Raw genomic sequence first — 17,181 nt, 5'->3', positions numbered from 1 at the left:
CCGAACACCGCCCCGTTCGTCACATTCGTCACACACGCAACATCTGACTCTCTGGTTGACTTGGGAATCGCGCCATGCCAGCGTTGCACCACCTGTGAGTGCGCACGCACGCGCACGGCTCACCGCAAGGGACAGGAGACACCCGTGGACAACGCTGCAGACGAAGACGCCCGGCGCGCACGATCCGCCCGGTTCGCCACCATGCCCATCGTCCTCGCGGGGACGATCGCGGTGACCGCCGGCCTCACCGGCCCGGTCGCCCACGCCGAACCGCACCACGAGGACGACAGCACCCACAAGCGGCACGTCGACCAGGGTGCCGTCGACCGCACCGTGGCCGAACGCGCCGTGACCGACCGCAACGTCGGCAGCCGCTCGGTGTTCGGCACCGCCGTCGCCCGCCCGTCGCAGACGACCGTCACCACGGTGGCCGCGACGTCGAAGGCCCCCACCACCTACACCGTGCGCCAGGGCGACACCGTGTCCGGCATCGCCGCGCGCTTCGGGCTCTCCGCGCAGGAGGTCCTGGTCCGCAACGGCCTCGGTTGGAACACGATCATCCACCCGGGGCAGACGCTGCACCTCGCGTCGACGCCGGCCGTCCGCGCCGCGTCCACCAGGTCGACGGCGAGCACGGGCAGCTACCACGTCAAGCAGGGCGACACGGTGTCGGGCATCGCGTCCCGCGTCGGCGTGTCCACCACGGCGCTCCTCAGCGCGAACAAGCTCTCGATGCGTTCGGTGATCTACCCCGGGCAGACCCTGCGCGTGCCGACGGCGGGGGCCGCTGCGGCCGCACCCGTCGCCGCGTCCGGCGGGTCGTCGAGCGCTGGGGCGTCCGCCTCCGGGGCTGGCGCCTCGGGATCGGGCGCCTCGGCGTCGACCGCGCGCGCCGGCAGCGTGAAGATCGGCACCGGCGAGACCATCGCCTCGATCGCTGCGGCACACGGCGTCTCCGTGTCGTCGCTCCTGTCGGCGAACGGCCTGAGCTACACGAGCACGATCTACGCCGGCAAGACCCTCGTCCTGCCGTCCTCCGGGCCGTCGCTCTCGGCGGAGCAGCGGGGCAACGCGGCGACCATCGTCAGCGTCGGCCGCTCCCTCGGGGTCTCCGACCGCGGCATCGTCATCGCGCTGGCGGCGGCGATGCAGGAGTCCAGCCTCCGGAACCTGTCGCACGGCGACCGCGACTCGGTCGGGCTGTTCCAGCAGCGGCCGAGCCAGGGCTGGGGCTCCGCGGCGGCGCTGCAGAACCCGGCGACCGCGACGAAGCTGTTCTTCACGGGCAACCCGGGCAAGACCCGCGGGCTGCTCGACGTCGCCGGGTGGTCCTCGATGAGCGTGACGGCCGCGGCGCAGGCCGTGCAGGTGTCCGCGTACCCGAAGGCGTACGCGCAGTGGGAGTCGACCGCGAAGAGCCTGCTCGCGTCGCTCTGAGCCCGACCGTCGCCGGCGGTACGGCGGCGCGGCGGTCGTCCCGACCGGCCCGACCGCTCCGCCGCGTGACGGCGCAGCGATCCTCACCCACCTGGCCGCCCGGCGAACCCGAGTCATCCGCAAGATCGAGATTCGGTCACGACCGGTGCGTCAGTGCGGGTCCGTGCAGTCCCGATTCGTAGAATGCCGCCGATGACCACCAACGCCGCCACGGACCCGATGATCGGTCGCATGATCGATCACCGGTACCGCGTACGCTCCCGCATCGCGCGCGGGGGCATGGCGACGGTGTACCTCGCGACCGACGTCCGGCTCGAGCGACGCGTCGCGATCAAGATCATGCACGGGCACCTGGCGGACGACCAGGCGTTCCGGGAGCGCTTCATCCAGGAGGCCCGTTCCGCCGCCCGCCTGTCCCACCCGAACCTCGTCGGCGTGTACGACCAGGGCGCCGAGGGCGACACCGCGTACATCGTGATGGAGTACATCCCCGGCATCACCCTCCGGGACCTCCTGCAGGAGCACCACGCGCTGACGCCCGAGCAGGCGACCGACATCCTCCGCGCCGTGCTCGCCGGCCTCGCCTCGGCCCACCGCGCCGGGATCGTGCACCGCGACCTCAAGCCGGAGAACGTCCTGCTCGCCGACGACGGCCGCATCAAGCTCGGCGACTTCGGCCTCGCACGGGCCACGACGGCGAACACCGCCACCGGCGCCGCGCTGCTCGGCACGATCGCGTACCTCTCCCCCGAACTCGTCACCCGCGGCGCCGCCGACTCCCGCAGCGACATCTACGCGCTCGGCATCATGCTCTACGAGATGCTCACCGGCGAGCAGCCCTACAAGGGCGAGCAGCCGATGCAGATCGCCTACCAGCACGCCAACGACTCCGTCCCCGCGCCGAGCGCCGCGGTGCCCGGCGTGCCGTCCGAGCTCGACGACCTCGTCGCGTGGTCCACCGCCCGGAACCCCGACGACCGGCCGAGCGACGCCCGCGAGATGCTCGACCACATGGCGGGCAACCGGCAGCGCGCCACCGGCCAGTACCGCACCGCCGTGCTGCGGCCCGAGAACGCGACCGCGATCCTGCCGGCCGGCGGCACCACGCCGTCGTCGGCCGACTCCGGCGACGCCACCACGATCCTCGAGCCCGCACAGCGCTCGTCGGGGCAGCAGCCGAGCAACCGCGGCGGTCGGAACGTCCCCGGCCCCCGCCGGACCGGCTCCCAGCCCGGAGCACTGTCCCCCGCCGGCCAGCGCCTGGCCGACAAGTCCGCCAAGCGACGGAAGCGCGGCTGGATCGTGCTGGCGATCGTGCTCTTCCTGGCGATCGTCGGCGGCACCATCGGGTGGGCGCTCGGCCCCGGCCCGTGGGGCAACGTCCGCATCCCCGAGGTCGCCGGCAAGTCCGTCTCGCAGGCGCGCCAGCTGCTCGAGGCGCAGGGGCTCAGCACCACGAAGGCCACCGCCACCCGTTTCGACGCCGTCGTCGCGAAGGGCCAGGTCTCGACCACGAAGCCCGCCGCGAAGCGCGAGGTCCGGAAGGGCACCGCGGTGCAGATCGTCGTGTCGGACGGTCCGAAGATGATCGCCCTCCCCGCGATCGTCGGGCAGCCGGTCTCCACGGTCACCGCCGCGCTCGACGACGACTTCCAGCTGCAGGAGGACCAGTACCAGTTCTCCGCCGACGCCCCGAAGGACTCCGTCATCGCCGCGACGGGGCTCGGGACCGACGGTGCCGCGATCGACCTCAGCAAGGTCGAGACCTACGGCGAACGCGGCCCGGTCACGCTCACGGTGTCCCTCGGACCCGTACCCGACGTGGTCGGCAAGACCGTCGACGACGCCACGAAGACCTTCGACGCCGTCGGCCTGACGATCGGTACCCAGGACGGGCAGTTCAGCGACGACGTCCCCGAGGGCGAGATCCTCTCGGCGGAGCCGCACGACGAGCCCGCCGTCAAGGGCACCGCCGTCGACCTCGTCGTGTCCAAGGGGCCGGCGCCGATATCGCTGCCCGACGTGCACGGCAAGACCATCAACGAGGCGACCTCGACGCTCGAGACCCTCGGCCTCAAGGTCGTCGTGCCCGACTGCACGAACATCCTCTGCGGCTTCTACGACTGGAAGTCGTCCCTGCCGGTGTCCTCGACGGACCCGGCCGCCGGCACGACGGTGCACCGCGGCGACACGGTCACGCTGGCGTACAAGCAGTAGGCGCTGCGCGGCCTGCGCGGCGGCCGCCTCGCAGTGCCGCAGGAGCGTGCCCCGGCACGGGTCCGGGTCCGCGAAAGCGACAGATCGCGCCGGAGCGCGCCGACAGTGCCGCTGAAGCGACAGTCGGCCGCGGAACCTTCCGGGCCATCTGTCGCTTTCGCGAGCGGGGCGGGGCGGGGCGGGCAGCGCGGCGGCCGCGCCGGGGAGCACGCGCAGGCGGCCGACGGGGCGGCGGGGCGGCGGGGCACACGCGGTGCCCACGTTGCGGCCTGGAGGCGCGGTGCCAGGCCGCCACGCGCCTCCAGGCCCGCGGCGGTCGCGTCCAGGGGGCCGAAGCGACAGTCCTCCGATCTCACCCGGGACACGGACGCGAAAGCGACAGATCCCCGCGGGATTCCCGCGGGGATCTGTCGCTTTCGCGAGGGGCGAGGGGCGGCCGCGCCGCGGCGCGCGGCGGCCGCGGCGCGCTACGCGCGCACGTACGGGTGCGCGCCGAGCTCCTCGGCGACGAGGAACGCCAGCTCGAGCGACTGCATGTGGTTCAGGCGCGGGTCGCACAGGGACTCGTAGCGGGTCGCGAGGGTGGCCTCGTCGATCGGCTCCGAGCCGCCCAGGCACTCCGTGACGTCGTCGCCGGTGAGCTCGACGTGCATGCCGCCGGGGTAGGTGCCGACCTCGCGGTGGGCCTCGAAGAAGCCGAGGACCTCGTCCACGACGTCGTCGAAGCGGCGCGTCTTGTACCCGGTCGGGGTGGTCAGGCCGTTGCCGTGCATCGGGTCCGTCACCCACAGCGGGTTCGCGTCCATGCCCTTGATCGCCTCGAGCAGCTTGGGCAGCTCGTCGCGGATCTTGCCGGCACCCATGCGGGTGATGAACGTCAGGCGGCCGGGCTCGCGCTCGGGGTCGAGCTTGTCGACCAGCGCCTTCATGTCGTCGACGCTCGTGGTCGGGCCGAGCTTCACGCCGATCGGGTTCCGCACGCGGGACAGGAAGTCCACGTGGGCGCCGTCGATGTCGCGCGTGCGCTCCCCGATCCAGATGAAGTGCCCCGACGTGTCGTAGGCCATCCCGGAGCGGGAGTCGATGCGGGTCATCGGGCGCTCGTAGTCCATGAGCAGCCCCTCGTGCGAGGCGTAGAACTCGACGTGCTTCAGCTCGTCGAAGTCCGCACCGCAGGCGTCCATGAAGCGGATCGCGCGGTCGATCTCCTGCGCGAGGTGCTCGTACCGGGCGTTCGCCGGGTTCGAGGCGAAGCCCTTGTTCCACGAGTGCACCTGGCGCAGGTCGGCGAAGCCCCCCTGCGTGAAGGCGCGGACGAGGTTCAGGGTCGACGCGGCCGTGTGGTAGCCCTGCACGAGCCGACGGGGGTCGGCCGTCCGGGACTCCAGCGTGAAGTCGTAGCCGTTCACGATGTCCCCGCGGTAGGCGGGCAGCGTGACGTCGCCGCGGGTCTCGAAGTCGCTCGAGCGCGGCTTGGCGAACTGCCCCGCCATGCGGCCCATCTTGATGACGGGCATCGACGCGCCGTACGTCAGCACGACGGCCATCTGCAGGATCGTCTTCACGCGGTCGCGGATCGAGTCGGCGGTGGCGCCGGCGAAGGTCTCGGCGCAGTCACCGCCCTGCAGCAGGAACGCCTTGCCCTGCGCGGCGGCGGCGAGCCGCTCGCGGAGCTTGTCGACCTCGCCCGCGAACACGAGCGGCGGCAGCGTGGCGATCTCCGCCGAGGCGGACTCGGCGGCGGCGGCGTCCGGCCAGCTCGGCTGCTGCTTGATCGGGAGCGTCCGCCAGTAGTCGAGGCCCTCGATCACGTCCGGATCCTGCAGGGCGACGAAGTCGGTCGACTCGAACAAGGGCGTTACCTCGGTGTTCTGGTGGAGAAGGGCACGTGGACGGATCCACGGGGCCGTGCTGGCGGATGCCAGGACCTTCGAATCCTAACGTGCCGACGTACCGCGGCCATTCCGTGTGACCTTGCCCCGCATGACCTGCTCGCGCGCGGTGCTCGCACGCTCCTTGACGCTCGTCGCGTAGACGTCGACGTACTCCTGGCGGCTCAGCCCGGCGAGCTCGTGCATGACCTCGTCGGTGACGCTGCGCAGGATGAAGCGGTCGGTCTCGAAGCCCTCGAAGCGCGAGAAGTCGAGCGGCTTGCCGAACACGACGCCGACGCGCTTGAACTTCGGGATGCGCTGCCCGATCTGCTGGACCTCGCGCGTGCCGACCATCGCGACCGGGATCACCGTGACACGGCCCTCGAGGATCATCCGCGCGATGCCGGTGCGCCCGCGGTAGAGCTTGCCGTCCGGGCTGCGCGTGCCCTCGGGGTAGATGCCGAGCTGCTCGCCGCGGGCCAGGACCTGCAGGCCGGCACGGAGCGAGGCCTCTGACGCCTTGCCGCCGGACCGGTCGATCGGCAGCTGGCCGATGGCGTTGAAGAACGTCTTCGTCGCCCAGCCCTTGAGCCCCCGACCGGTGAAGTAGTCGCTCTTCGCCAGGAAGGACACGCGGCGGTCGAGCACCGCCGGCAGGATCACCGAGTCGATGAAGGAGATGTGGTTCGACGCGAAGATCACCGGCCCCTTCGCGGGGACGTGCTCGCGTCCGACCACCCACGGCCGGAAGAGGGTGAGGATGAGCGGGCCGAGCAGGAAGTTCTTCAGCAGCCAGTAGGTCATCGTCGACTCCTTGACGGTGGGTGCGGCGACCCTACGCCGTGCGGGCGTGGATCCGGGCGAGGTCGGCCGCGCCGACCACACCGGCGTCGTTGACGAGCTCGGCGATCACGAAGTCCGGCTCCGGGTGGTAGCCGCGGGCCGGCAGGTTGCTGAGGTACGCCTGCTTGATCGGGTCGAGCAGCCGGTCCCCCGCGCTCGCGACACCGCCGCCGAACACGAAGAGCTGCGGGTCGAGCACCGCCGAGAGCGAGGCGCACGCTTCGCCGAGGTGCCGCCCGAGCCGCCGGAGCGCCGCGAGGGCACCCGGGTCGTCGGCGAGGATGAGGTCGCCGACGATGTGTCCGTCGAGCTCGCCGCCGTTCGCCGCGCGGGCGTCCGCCAGCGCCTGGCCGATGCCACCGGCGTCCGCGACGTCGTTCGCCATCCGCTGCAGGGCGCGGCCGGAGCCGTACTGCTCGATGCAGCCGCGCGCGCCGCAGCCGCAGGGCAGGCCGTTCGGGACGATGCGGAGGTGGCCGATCTCGCCGCCGGTGCCGAAGCCGCCGCGGAAGAGCCGGTCCTCGGTGACGATCGCGCCACCGACGCCGGTGCCGATCGTGAGCATGGTCATGTCGGACACGAGCCGACCGGCACCGAAGCGGAACTCCGCCCAGCCCGCCGCGTTGGCGTCGTTGTCGACCGTGATGTGCAGGTCACCGATGCGCTGCTGGAGCTTCTGGCGCAGCGGTTCGTTCCGCCACCGGATGTTCGGCGTGTAGTAGACGATCGACTGCGAGGCGTCGATGAACCCCGGGGCGGCGACGCCGACGGCGCTCACGTCGTGGGCCGCGCGCAGTCGCGAGACCATCGCGACCACGTCGTCGAGCATGGCGTCCGGGTCCGCAGCGTTGGTGGCCACCCGGTCCTCGGCGAGGATCTCGCCCAGTTCCGTGACGACCGCACCCGCGATCTTGGTGCCCCCGATGTCGATTCCGATGGCATGCACGAGCATCGAGCCTACCGGTTCCGCACGGCCACACGGAACGCTCGGGCGTGCACCCTATGCTGGCGGTGTCCCCTCGACGATGAGGCGACCTCGAATCGAACCGGCCGACAAGGGAGTCACCGTGAACGATCAGCGGCACCCAACCCCGATCACCGCACCCGACCACGGCTCAGCCGCGCGGCTGCTCTCCGATCGGGCCCGGAAGACACCGGACCGTCCGATCCTGGCCCAGCGCCACGGGGACACCTGGACGCCGATCACCGCCGCCGAGACCCTGGCCCGGGTCCGCGGCATCGCGAAGGGCTTCGTCGCCGCCGGCCTCGAACCCGGCGCGCACATCGCCATCCTGTCGCGCACCCGTCTGGAGTGGACGCTCGTCGACTTCGCGATCTGGACCGCCGGCCTCGTGGCCATCCCGGTCTACGAGACCAGCTCCCCCGACCAGGTCCGCTACATCCTGTCCGACTCCGAGGCCGTGGCGATCGTCGTCGAGCAAGAGGAGCACGCGCGCCGCGTGGCCTCGATCGCGCCCGACCTGCCGCACCTCGGCCAGCACTGGACCATCGACGGTGGTGGGCTCGACGACCTCATCCGGCTCGGCGAGGACGTCACCGACGACGAACTCGCGGCCCGCACCGCCGACGTGCACGGCCACGACGACGCGACGATCATCTACACGTCCGGCACGACCGGTCGACCGAAGGGCTGCGTGCTCCGGCACGACAACTTCACCGCGACGATCGAGGGAGCGTCCGAGGCGATGCCCGAGGTCGTCGCCGACGGCGCCTCCACGCTCCTCTTCATCCCGATGGCCCACGTCTTCGCCCGGTTCATCGCGGCGATGAGCGTCTCCGCCGGCGTCCTGGTCGGCCACGAGCCGGACACGAAGGACCTCATGCGGGCGGTGTCGACCTTCAAGCCGTCGTTCCTGCTCGCCGTGCCGCGCGTCTTCGAGAAGATCTACAACTCGGCGGAGCAGAAGGCCGACCTCGGGGGCAAGGGCCGGATCTTCCGCGCCGCCGCCCGCACCGCCGTCGCGCACTCCGAGGCGCTGGCGAAGGGGAAGGTGCCGCTCGGTCTCGCGCTGCGGTTCCGGCTCTTCGACCGGCTCGTCTACGCGAAGCTCCGCGACGCGCTCGGCGGGAACGTCCGCTACGCCATCAGTGGTTCGGCGCCGCTCTCCCCGCGGCTGTCGCACTTCTTCCGTTCCATCGGCGTCCTGATCCTCGAGGGCTACGGCCTCACCGAGACGACCGCGCCGGCGACGGTGAACCGCGCCGGCGAGCTGCGGATCGGCAGCGTCGGCCGGGCGCTCCCGGGCATCGAGATCCGGATCGCCGACGACGGTGAGATCCTCATCCGCGGCGTCGACGTCTTCGACCGGTACTGGCGGAACGACGAGGCGACGTCCACGGCACTGGTCGACGGCTGGTTCCGCACCGGCGACCTCGGCCGGCTCGACGGCGACGGCATCCTCACCGTGACCGGTCGCGCCAAGGAGCTCATCGTCACCGCGAGCGGCAAGAACGTCGCCCCGGCACCGCTCGAGGACGGCATCCGCGAGCACCCGGTCATCGGCCAGGTGGTCGTCGTCGGCGAGGGCAAGCCGTTCATCGCGGCGCTCGTCACGCTCGACCGCGAGATGCTGCCCGGCTGGTGCGAGGCGCGCGGGATCACCCCGGCGCTCTCCGCCCACGAGGCCGCGTACGACGAGCGCGTCCACGAGGCCGTGCAGGAGGCGATCGACGCCGCGAACCAGCGCGTCTCGCGCGCCGAGTCGGTGCGGTCGTTCACGATCCTCGACACCGAGCTCACCGAGGCGTCCGGGCACCTCACGCCGAAGCTGACGATCAAGCGCCCGGTGGTCATGCGGGACTTCGCCGCGGACGTCGAGCACATCTACTCCGGCTCGAAGGTGCAGACGACCGCGACACCCGTGGTCGAGACCCGACGACGGAACCGCGCCTAGGCACTGGACGCAACTGCCTGGAGGCCCGGTGCCGGTCCCGTGGACCGGCACCGGGCCTCCAGTGCGGTGCGGCTGCGCGCGGGGCGCGACCCGCTGTCGGGTCCGCGACGCACCGCGCGCGTCGCGCTCAGACCTCGGCCGACTGCTCCGCAGCGGGGGTGTCGAGGACGGCGACCGACGCGGTCGTGACGGGGGCCTCGGCGGGGCGGCGGTTCGTGCGGGTGCGGTGTGAGCTGAGCTCGTCGTTCTGACTGGTCATGCGGGATCCTGGGGACGTGGGGGTGCCGGTGGGGTGGTGCCGGTGGGAGGCCGACAGGAGCACGGTACCTCCTTGTCAGGACGAAGCGACAATCCCACGTCCGGGTGTCAGGCCGTGTTCGCTGCGGGCAGCGCGTCAGCGCCGCATGACGATCGGCGACGTGGAGTAGGACGTCGACGCGGTGCCGTTCGGGTGGGTGAGCGTGACGCGCACCCAGTAACGGCCGGCGGCCATCGACCCGAGACGGAACGGGACCGCGTTCGAGCCCTTGGTCACGGCGACGTTCTTGGCGATAGCGACGTAGCCGTGGCTGCCCGGGCGCTGGGTGCCGACGGCCACCTCGGCCGTGGTGCCCGCGACCCAGGCGGCGTCGTGGAAGCCGACGGTGGTGGCACCGGTCGCGGTCGGGTCGGCCCGCAGGTGGAGCGACTTCAGGTGCCAGACCGCGGCGCCCGGGTCCTCGTTCGGGTCGAACCGGAGGCTCGTGATCGTCCGGCCTGCCCAGCCGAGCTTCGGCGCGAGGGCGTTCTCGTCGAGCGGGTTGCGCGCGGTGAGGTCGAGCGTGACCTCGGCCTGGTTCCCCGAGTCGTACGTGAGGATGTCGTTGCTGATCTGCGGCGTGCCCGAGCCGGCCGCGGTCCAGATCACCCGCGCCATCTTGCCGCCGCCGGCGTTGCCCGACAGGTTGAACTTCCCGTCGTACGCCATGTCGAACTGCAGGTAGTGCCACGTGTCCCCCTTGAAGGCGGACACCGGGAACATGATGCGCGGATCGTTGCGCAACGGCGGCGCGTTCTTCGCCGTCAGCCCCCTGGCGTCACGGGTGATCTGGGTGAGGTTCTGGTACCGCATGCCCGTGGTCGCCGGGCCGGACCGGAAGTCCCACGAGCGGCCGCGCTGCACCGCGGCGAGGTCGGCGCCCTGCGAGGGGTTCGGCGAGTCCACGACGGTCTGCGGCCGGGGCGTGATGGTGGTCGTGCCGAACGTGCCCGGCGGCAGTGCCGCGTGCGGGTGCGCGGCGTCCTGCGCGGCGTGCAGCCGGACCCAGTCGATCACCGCGGTGCCGCCCGACCGCTCGCTCGAGCGGATCACGACGGGGTCGAGGCGGACGACGACCATCTTCGCGGACTTCCACGGCCGCTTGGCGAGGAGCGTCGAGCTCGCGGCGAGGTCGATGTCGTACACGTGCTTGCCCTGCGTCGTCGGGAACGAGACGCCACCGCCGCAGGCGGCCGTCTGCTCACGGCAGGTGAACCAGTAGACGGCACCGATGCGGTTGGCCATCGGCTGGTTCATCGAGAACGACAGCCGGGTGTACTTCGCGGTGTCGACGGGCTGCAGGGCGCCGTCACGACCGAACGGGACACTGCCCCCGATGGAGTGCACGAGGAACAGCTGGTCGCCGTGCACGAGGTCGACGTTGAGCGCACCACTCCGCACCGAGGCCGCTCCGGAGGTGAAGCTGGTGTTGATGTCGGCGGCGTTCGAGAAGTCCCAGGCGTCGCCGTACACGTCGGTGGCGTAGTCCGCCCCTTCGGGCTCGGTGGCGGCCGCCGCGGCGGTGGTCGTCGCCGTCGTGGTCGCGGCGGTCGCCGGCGGCGGTGCCGCGGCGCCCACGGCTGCGGCCGCGACGGTGGTGAGGGCTGCGAGCACGGTCGCCAGCAGGCGTGGCACGTTCCCGCGGGTGGTCCTGGTCCCCTGGCGCACGACGGTCCTCCGATCGGACGCGGCGGCCCGTCGGTGGGTCGGGCCGGCTGCGCGTCGAGCGGAACCCTACGCTGCCGGGCACCGCGCGGCGACCCCCGTGATCGAGTGTCGGCAGGAGTGCGGACAAGCGGGCGACGCGCTAGTGGAACCAGTCCTGTTCGCGGATGTCGCGGAGGGCCTGGCGGCGGACCTCCGGGTCGAGCGTCATGACGTACACGGTGCCGTCGAGGTGGTCGACCTCGTGCTGCAGCGCCTCCGCCATCAGCCCGGTGCCCTCGAGCACGACCTCGGCGCCGTCGACGTCCACGCCGCGGACCTTCGCGTACGGGTACCGGCGGGTCGGGTAGGCCAGGCCGGGGACGGAGAGGCACCCCTCGTCCATGAGCTCCGGCTCCCCCGAGACCTCGACGACCTCGGGGTTGAGGACGTAGCCGACCACGCCGTCGACGTTGTACGAGAACGCGCGGAGGCCGACCCCGATCTGGGGCGCGGCGACGCCGGCGCGGCCGGGCTCCTCGACGGTGTCGACGAGGTCCTGCACCAGGTCGCGGATGCCGGGACTGCCGAGCGTCGCGGTCGGGATCGGGTCGGCCGGCGAACGGAGGACGGGGTCGCCGAACAGGCGGATGGGACGAACGGTCACGTTACTGCAGCACCACCAGGAGGTCTCCGGCGTCCACCTGCTGGGTCACCGGGATCGCGAGCCGGCCGACGGTGCCCGCCACGGGCGCCGTGATGGCCGCTTCCATCTTCATCGCCTCGATGCTCGCCACGGCCTGCCCGGCCTCGACGACGTCACCGACGGCGACCTTGAGCGTCACGACCCCGGAGAACGGTGCCGGGACGTGCTTCGGGTCGGACTTGTCCGCACGCTCGGCGGCCTTCGTCTCGACCTCGACCGAGCGGTCACGGACGGAGACCGGGCGGAGCTGCCCGTTCATCGTCGCCATCACCGTGCGGATGCCCTTGTCGTCCACCTCGCCGATCGCCTCGAGCCCGACGAACAGGTTCACGCCCCTGCCGAGCGGCACGGTGTGCTCCTGCCCGGGGCGGAGGCCGTAGAGGTAGTCGACGGTGGGGACGACCGACAGGTCGCCGTACTGCTCGCGGACGGCCTCGAACTGCTGCGTCGGCTGCGGGAACAGCAGACGGTTGAGGGCGTGCTGCCGCTCCGGGCCCGGCGTGCCCAGGTGCTCGCGCTCGGCGTCGGGCACCGGCGTGATCTCGAGCCGGACGTCGCGGCCCTCGAGCACCTTCGAGCGGAAGGGCTCGGGCCAGCCGCCGGGCAGGTCACCGAGCTCGCCGGCCATGAAGCCGACGACGGAGTCCGGGATGTCGTACTTCTGCGGGTTCTGCTCGAAGTCGCGCGGGTCGGCGTCGACGGCGGCGAGCTGCAGTGCGAGGTCGCCGACGACCTTCGACGACGGCGTGACCTTGGTCGGACGCCCGAGGATCCGGTTCGCCTCGGCGTACCAGTCCTCGACCTGCTCGAACCGGTCGCCGAGTCCGAGCGCGATGGCCTGCTGGCGGAGGTTCGACAGCTGCCCGCCCGGGATCTCGTGCTGGTACACGCGACCGGTCGGACCCGGCAGGCCGGACTCGAACGGGGCGTAGGCGCGGCGCACGGCCTCCCAGTAGGGCTCGAGGTCACCGACGGCGGTCAGCGAGAGGCCGGTGTCGCGCTCGGTGTGCGCCAGGGCGGCGACGAGCGCGGACATGCTCGGCTGGCTCGTCGTGCCGGCCATCGGGGCGGCCGCGACGTCCACCGCGTCGGCACCGGCACGTGCGGCGGCCAGCAGCGTCGCGAGCTGCCCACCGGCGGTGTCGTGGGTGTGCACGTGGACCGGCTGGTCGAACCGCTCGCGGAGCGCGGTGACGAGCTTCTCGGCCGCTCCGGCGCGGAGGAGCCCCGCCATGTCCTTGATGCCGATGACGTGGGCGCCGGCCTCGACCATCTGCTCCGCCAGGCGGAGGTAGTAGTCGAGCGTGTAGAGGTCCTCTGCCGGGTCGAGGAGGTCCGCGGTGTAGCAGATCGCTCCCTCGGCCACGGCGGTGCCGGTCGCGAGCACGGCCTCGAGCGCCGGTCGGAGCTGGCTGACGTCGTTCAGGGCGTCGAACACACGGAAGACGTCGACACCGGTCGCGGCGGCCTCGGCGACGAACGCGTCGGTCACCTCGGTCGGGTACGGCGTGTAGCCGACCGTGTTCCGGCCGCGCAGGAGCATCTGGATCGGGATGTTCGGCATCGCCTCGCGCAGGGACGCCAGGCGCTCCCACGGGTCCTCACCGAGGAAGCGGAGCGCGACGTCGTAGGTGGCGCCGCCCCACGCCTCTGCGCTGAGCAGCTGCGGCGTGAGCCGGGCGACGTACGGGGCGACCGCGACGAGGTCCTTCGTGCGGACCCGGGTCGCGAGGAGCGACTGGTGGGCGTCGCGCATCGTCGTCTCGGTGACGGCGAGGGCGGTCTGGGCACGGAGGGCCTGCGACCACGCCGCCGGACCCACCTCGCGCAGCAGGTCGCGCTGCCCCGCCGGGACCGGCGCACCGAGGTCGATCGCCGGCAGCTTCTCGCTCGGCTCCACCGTCTGCGGCCGACGCTCGCCGTTCGGCTTGTTCACGGTGACGTCGGCGAGCCAGTTGAGGACCTTCGTGCCGCGGTCCTTCGAGACGTGCCCGCTGAACAGCTGCGGGCGCTCCTCGATGAACTTCGTCGACACGTCGCCGCGGGCGAAGTCCGGGTCCTCGAGCACGGCCTGCAGGAACGGGATGTTCGTCGACACGCCCCGGATGCGGAACTCGGCGAGGGCGCGCTTCGCCCGGGCCACCGCCGCCGGGAAGTCCCGCCCGCGGCAGGTCATCTTCGCGAGCATCGAGTCGAAGTGCGGGCTGATCTGCGCGCCGGTGGCCACCGTGCCGCCGTCGAGGCGCACACCCGCGCCGCCCGGGCTGCGGTAGGTCGTGATGCGTCCGGTGTCCGGACGGAAGCCCTGCGTCGGGTCCTCGGTCGTGATGCGGGTCTGCAGCGCGGCCCCGTGCACGTGGACGGTGTCCTGCGTCAGCCCGAGCTCGGCGAGCGTCTGCCCCGCGGCGATGCGCATCTGCGACTGCACCAGGTCGACGTCCGTGACCTCTTCGGTGACGGTGTGCTCGACCTGGATGCGCGGGTTCATCTCGATGAAGACGTGCTGGCCCTCACGCTCACCCTCGGTGTCGAGGAGGAACTCGACCGTGCCGGCGTTCACGTAGCCGATCGAGCGGGCGAAGGCGACGGCGTCGCGGTGCAGGGCGCTGGCGATCGCGGGGTCGAGGTTCGGCGCCGGCGCGATCTCGACGACCTTCTGGTTGCGCCGCTGTACCGAGCAGTCCCGCTCGAACAGGTGGATCGTGCCCGCGTCGGTGCCCGTGGCGTCGGCGAGGATCTGCACCTCGATGTGCCGCGGGCGGATGACGGCCTGCTCGAGGAACATCGTCGGGTCCCCGAACGCGCTGTCGGCCTCGCGCATCGCCTCTTCGAGGGCCGCCCGCAGCTCGGGCTTCGTCTCCACCCGGCGCATACCGCGACCGCCACCACCGGCGACGGCCTTCGCGAAGACCGGGAAGCCGATGGCGTCCGCCCCGGCGATGAGCTCGTCGATGTCGCGGCTCGCCGGGGTGCTCGCGAGGACCGGCACGCCGGCCGCGATCGCGTGCTCCTTCGCGGTGACCTTGTTGCCCGCCATCTCGAGCACGTGCTCGCCGGGGCCGATGAAGGTGATGCCCGCGGCGGCGGCCGCGGCGGCGAGCTCCGGGTTCTCGGACAGGAAGCCGTACCCCGGGTAGATCGCGTCGGCGCCGGACTCCTGCGCCACGCGCACGATCTCGGAGACGTCGAGGTACGCCCGCACGGGGTGGCCCCGCTCCCCGATCAGGTACGCCTCGTCCGCCTTCAGACGGTGCAGCGAGTTCCGGTCCTCGTAGGGGTAGACGGCCACGGTGCGGGCACCGAGCTCGTACGCCGCACGGAATGCGCGGATCGCGATCTCGCCACGATTGGCGACCAGGATCTTGCTGAACACGAGGTCCCTTTCAGCCCGGGTTGAGGTGAGACAACCCTAGTGGCGGTAACGTTGCTGACCGTGCATGTACTCAGCGTGAGCTCCCTCAAGGGTGGTGTCGGCAAGACGACGGTGACGCTCGGCCTGACTTCGGCCGCGTTCGCCAAGGGACTGCGCACGCTGGTGGTGGATCTCGACCCGCAGTCGGACGTCTCGACCGGGCTCGACATCAACATCTCCGGACACCTCAACGTCGCCGACGTCCTCGAGAACCCGAAGGAGAAGATCGTCCGCCAGGCGATCGCCCCGTCCGGCTGGACGAAGGGCTCCCAGGGCAAGATCGACGTGATGGTCGGCTCCCCCTCGGCGATCAACTTCGACGGGCCGCACCCGTCCATCCGCGACATCTGGAAGCTCGAAGAGGCCCTGGCCAACGTCGAGCAGGACTACGAGCTCGTCCTCATCGACTGCGCGCCGTCGCTCAACGCCCTCACCCGTACCGCGTGGGCCGCGTCCGACCGCGTGACCGTCGTCACCGAGCCCGGGCTGTTCTCCGTGGCTGCCGCCGACCGGGCCCTCCGCGCGATCGAGGAGATCCGACGCGGGCTCTCCCCCCGTCTGCAGCCCCTCGGCATCATCGTGAACCGTGCCCGCGTGCAGTCCCTCGAGCACCAGTTCCGCATCAAGGAGCTCCGGGACATGTTCGGCCCGCTCGTGCTCTCCCCGCAGCTGCCCGAGCGCACGTCGCTGCAGCAGGCGCAGGGTGCGGCGAAGCCCCTGCACGTGTGGCCCGGCGAGTCGGCGCAGGAGATGGCGCGGAACTTCGACCAGCTGCTCGAGCGCATCATGCGCACGGGCAAGATCGGCCCCTACGCCGAGGGCGGCGCCGCCTAGCGCCGCGCGCGCTCGGCACGCCCCGCTCGGCCGCCGAGATCGCACTTCGGCGCGGAGCCATGTGAGGTCGCCGCGCGAAAGTGCGATCTCACCGGGCCAGCGCGCGGCAGCGCCCCGGGCGGCGACGCCAGCGGCCCCAGGGCGGCGAGATCGCACTTCGGCGCGGAGCCGCGTGCGGTCGGCGCGCGAAAGTGCGATCTCACCGGGCCAGCGCGCGGCAGCGCCCCGGGCGGCGACGCCAGCGGCGCCAGGGCGATGAGATCGCACTTCGGCGCGGGGCCGTGTGCGGTCGGCGCGCGAAGGTGCGATCTCAGCGTCCGCGGAGCGCGCCCAGCGCGCCCGCGGGGCGCGAGCGCGCAGCGCGCGCTACGAGGCGCGGGACGCGCGGCGCGCGGCGAGCTCGTCGTCGGGGTCGGCCGCCGGGGTGGCGTCGAGTTCGACGAGGGAGCTCTCGACCTCGCGCAGGACCTTGCCCACCGCGATGCCGAAGACGCCCTGCCCGCGGGACACCAGGTCGATGACCTCGTCATCCGAGGTGCAGAGGTAGACCGAGGCGCCGTCCGACATGAGCGTCGTCTGGGCGAGATCGGACACGCCCGACTCGCGCAGCTGGTTCACCGCGGTCCGGATCTGCTGGAGCGAGATGCCGGTGTCGAGGAGGCGCTTGACGAGCTTGAGCACGAGGATGTCGCGGAACCCGTAGAGCCGCTGCGACCCGGAGCCGGCGGCCCCGCGGATCGTGGGCTCGACGAGCTCGGTGCGGGCCCAGTAGTCGAGCTGGCGGTACGAGATACCGGCGGCCTTGGCGGCGACGGTGCCACGGTAGCCGTTCTGCTCGTCGTGCTCGGGAAGGCCGTCGGTGAAGAGCAGCCCGAGGTCGTACCGGGTCATCTCCGACTCGGTGCCGGGGGTGTCGTTCCCACTCATCAGGCTGCCTTCCACGACGATCGAGCTCTCATCCGAACGTTCAATGACGGGTTGAGAGTTGTTCCGAGGTCCAC

12 protein-coding genes are annotated in these 17,181 nt (G+C 71.9%); 4 read left to right on the top strand and 8 right to left on the bottom strand.

Features of this window, described 5'->3' with window-relative positions; all coding sequences use genetic code 11:
- Positions 1-144 precede the first annotated feature (144 nt).
- Both EDF64_RS12470 and pknB read left to right on the top strand, forming a co-directional pair.
- Entirely contained in the window at positions 145-1,437 is a 1,293-nt protein-coding gene (locus EDF64_RS12470; protein WP_243736377.1) for a LysM peptidoglycan-binding domain-containing protein, read from the top strand.
- Positions 1,438-1,629: 192 nt separating this feature from the next.
- Positions 1,630-3,654, top strand: coding sequence for a Stk1 family PASTA domain-containing Ser/Thr kinase (gene pknB, locus EDF64_RS12465; RefSeq protein WP_133520311.1), 2,025 nt, complete (start codon positions 1,630-1,632; stop codon positions 3,652-3,654).
- A gap of 467 nt (positions 3,655-4,121) precedes the next feature.
- On the opposite strand, the gene EDF64_RS12460 is transcribed toward pknB, so the two are convergent.
- The 3 genes from EDF64_RS12460 to EDF64_RS12450 form a co-directional block, all read right to left on the bottom strand.
- Positions 4,122-5,465: a class II 3-deoxy-7-phosphoheptulonate synthase gene (locus tag EDF64_RS12460; RefSeq protein WP_133520347.1), complete on the bottom strand. Its 1,344-nt coding sequence runs from the start codon at positions 5,463-5,465 to the stop codon at positions 4,122-4,124.
- A gap of 126 nt (positions 5,466-5,591) precedes the next feature.
- Positions 5,592-6,332, bottom strand: coding sequence for a lysophospholipid acyltransferase family protein (locus EDF64_RS12455; protein ID WP_133520310.1), 741 nt, complete (start codon positions 6,330-6,332; stop codon positions 5,592-5,594).
- A 31-nt stretch (positions 6,333-6,363) separates the two neighbouring features.
- Entirely contained in the window at positions 6,364-7,317 is a 954-nt protein-coding gene (locus EDF64_RS12450) for an ROK family glucokinase (protein WP_111115004.1), read from the bottom strand.
- A gap of 121 nt (positions 7,318-7,438) precedes the next feature.
- On the opposite strand from EDF64_RS12450, the gene EDF64_RS12445 reads away from it, so the two are divergent.
- Positions 7,439-9,286 carry an AMP-dependent synthetase/ligase gene (locus EDF64_RS12445; RefSeq protein WP_133520309.1) on the top strand — a complete coding sequence of 616 codons (1,848 nt, stop codon included), beginning with the start codon at positions 7,439-7,441 and terminating at the stop codon, positions 9,284-9,286.
- A gap of 127 nt (positions 9,287-9,413) precedes the next feature.
- On the opposite strand, the gene EDF64_RS18605 is transcribed toward EDF64_RS12445, so the two are convergent.
- From EDF64_RS18605 to EDF64_RS12430, 4 genes are all read right to left on the bottom strand, one after another.
- On the bottom strand, positions 9,414-9,545 hold the full coding sequence (locus EDF64_RS18605) for a hypothetical protein (protein ID WP_279512736.1): 132 nt from the start codon (positions 9,543-9,545) through the stop codon (positions 9,414-9,416).
- Between the two features lie 135 nt (positions 9,546-9,680).
- Positions 9,681-11,219 carry a hypothetical protein gene (locus EDF64_RS12440; protein ID WP_133520308.1) on the bottom strand — a complete coding sequence of 513 codons (1,539 nt, stop codon included), beginning with the start codon at positions 11,217-11,219 and terminating at the stop codon, positions 9,681-9,683.
- A 172-nt stretch (positions 11,220-11,391) separates the two neighbouring features.
- Entirely contained in the window at positions 11,392-11,895 is a 504-nt protein-coding gene (locus EDF64_RS12435) for a peptide deformylase (RefSeq protein WP_133520307.1), read from the bottom strand.
- Position 11,896: 1 nt separating this feature from the next.
- Positions 11,897-15,307: a pyruvate carboxylase gene (locus tag EDF64_RS12430; RefSeq protein WP_133520306.1), complete on the bottom strand. Its 3,411-nt coding sequence runs from the start codon at positions 15,305-15,307 to the stop codon at positions 11,897-11,899.
- A 60-nt stretch (positions 15,308-15,367) separates the two neighbouring features.
- On the opposite strand from EDF64_RS12430, the gene EDF64_RS12425 reads away from it, so the two are divergent.
- Complete coding sequence (locus EDF64_RS12425) at positions 15,368-16,180, top strand: ParA family protein (protein WP_031262009.1); 813 nt, start codon at positions 15,368-15,370, stop codon at positions 16,178-16,180.
- A gap of 366 nt (positions 16,181-16,546) precedes the next feature.
- On the opposite strand, the gene EDF64_RS12420 is transcribed toward EDF64_RS12425, so the two are convergent.
- Positions 16,547-17,107 carry a MerR family transcriptional regulator gene (locus EDF64_RS12420; RefSeq protein WP_133520305.1) on the bottom strand — a complete coding sequence of 187 codons (561 nt, stop codon included), beginning with the start codon at positions 17,105-17,107 and terminating at the stop codon, positions 16,547-16,549.
- Between the last annotated feature and the right edge of the window lie 74 nt (positions 17,108-17,181).

This window comes from Curtobacterium flaccumfaciens, assembly GCF_004361695.1.
GTDB classification, from domain to species: Bacteria; Actinomycetota; Actinomycetes; order Actinomycetales; family Microbacteriaceae; genus Curtobacterium; species Curtobacterium flaccumfaciens_B.
The sequence above is the reverse complement of the archived record's forward strand: the minus strand, read 5'-3'. Positions and strand labels throughout refer to the sequence as shown.